Annotated in this window: 1 protein-coding gene; it reads right to left on the bottom strand. The window is 34.8% G+C overall.

All coding sequences use genetic code 11. The annotated features are described in order from the left end of the window. The coding region (locus tag CIL02_RS15940) for a lipopolysaccharide biosynthesis protein (protein ID WP_141210278.1) at nucleotides 1-1405 on the bottom strand (1405 nt) is incomplete at its 3' end. Nucleotides 1406-2183 lie beyond the last annotated feature (778 nt).

Raw genomic sequence — 2183 nt, forward strand, 5'->3', positions numbered from 1 at the left:
TATGGAATGTCGATATCACAATTTGATTTTTGAAACAAATTGGAATAATCGGTGATATAAAAGAGACTATTACAACTGGAACAACAACTCGACTTAGATATGTTTTTATGCTCATCTTTATCTGTGGTAAAACAATAAACACCCTCGCTGCTTGTGTAATAATCTCAAAAAGCAAATGCACAATAAATACAGAATAAGGAGGATATTTAAGCAATAAAACGCAATAAGATACAGGCAAAATGCATAGTAATAAACATCCTTCTACTAACTGGAATTTCTTTATATTTCCTGTTGCATGTATAGATGTTATAATTGGTTCAGCCAATGACCTGATCATAGAAGAGCATAATATTATCACCAAAAAGACTTCTGTATACGCAGGAACATTACCTAGCCATAAATTTAAAATAAATTTTACACTAAGTATCAAGGGCATTGAAACGCACAATATCATATAAAAAGAAAATTTCGAAGATAAAGCAATTAAATAATGCATTCTATTTAAATCATTTTGCGCAAAAGTCTTCGTTATCTGGGGTTTCACTGCAACCATAAAATTCGAACAAAAACCAATTATTGCATTTTGTACCTGGACTGCAATACCCCTTGACGCATTTACAACAGGGCCAAAGAAGATATTCAACAAAACATTTAAGCCTTGTGTATAAGTCATCATTGCAAGATTTCCTCCCATTGTCCATCCTGCAAAATGTAACATTTGGTAGAATAGTTTCTTATTAACGTTAAAAGGCAGCTTTGTTTCTGAAAAATTTCTCTTACAATATACACTGTAACAAAGTCTAATTGCAATTTGAACTAAAAGCATTAAGATCGCATACACTATCAAATAGTCATATTTTTGCCAGGATACTAAAAATACTATCAGTAATTTTAGTATAACTTCCAGCAACGATATATATGCGAATGCTGACATTTTTTCATGAGCAACAATAACAGCATTGTATGGAACACTTATAATGACTACAAGCGTAGCCAATATGGAACACTGTAAAGTCCAAAATGCTGCCGACATCCTCTCTGGCGGAATTTGCATTTTATTATAAAAGAACCATAGCCCTACACTTTCACATAATACAAGTGTCACTAAGGCTAAAAGTCCATGTATTGCCCGACTCGTATTAAATACAGTTCCTATATCTCCATTTTTTCCTAACTCTATAGTAAAGAATCTCTGTGTGGCAGCTGTCATAGAGCCATTGACGAAACTAAACATAGCGACAAATCCACCAACCACATTATATATGCCATAATCACTAAAGCCCAAAGTGCTTAAAACGACACGACTTGTATAAAGTGATATGCCCATTGTTAAGAGCATTCTGACATATAACAATAAAGAATTCTTTGCTATGCGTTTATTATTGTTTGATGTTCCTGTTGACATTATAATTGATTACAGATGATTGATTATTCACACATTATATATTTTCAGCGGTGTTCATCAAGCTAAAGCAAGTGTCTGATGACTGATTAATGATTAATGATTAATGATGACTGATTATTGATGACTGATTGATGATGACTGATTATTCGCAAGCTCATCCAGCTACGCAAGTTCCTGATTGTTGATTGTCTTCACACGGAAAATGCGGAGGACACGGAGGTCAGCAAGCAGACGGGGTGCGAGAACATGAATCATCGGAATTTAAACGGAATTTAAACGGAGGTCCGCAGGCGGACGGGGTTAGGATACAAGTTTCGATTATTGATGACTGATTGATGATTATTCACACATTATATATTTTCAGCGGTGTTCATCAAGCTACGCAAGTTCTTGATGATTGATGACTGATTAATGATGACTGATGATTGATGACTGATTGATGATGACTGATTATTCGCAAGCTCATCCAGCTACGCAAGTTTCTGATTGTTGATTGTCTTCACACGGAAAATGCGGAGGACACGGATGACCACTGATTTCTATTGGTTCATCAGAAATATGGAGTGACGCATAATAATATATTATTCCTGAAGTATATTATTAAATGAAGTGGGTGAAACCGTTTGCCATAGGATATGAATACGTTTGCATCCCTGATAAGGTTAATAACCTTACGGCCTTAAGGTTATTAACCTTGCAGGCGTAAGGTTATTAACCTTATCGGCAATGATATATATATGCATAGACCACGCAACAATATATTGTCACTCGAGATAAA

Source organism: Prevotella sp. P3-122, assembly GCF_002251365.1.
In the GTDB taxonomy this organism is placed as follows: Bacteria; Bacteroidota; Bacteroidia; order Bacteroidales; family Bacteroidaceae; genus Prevotella.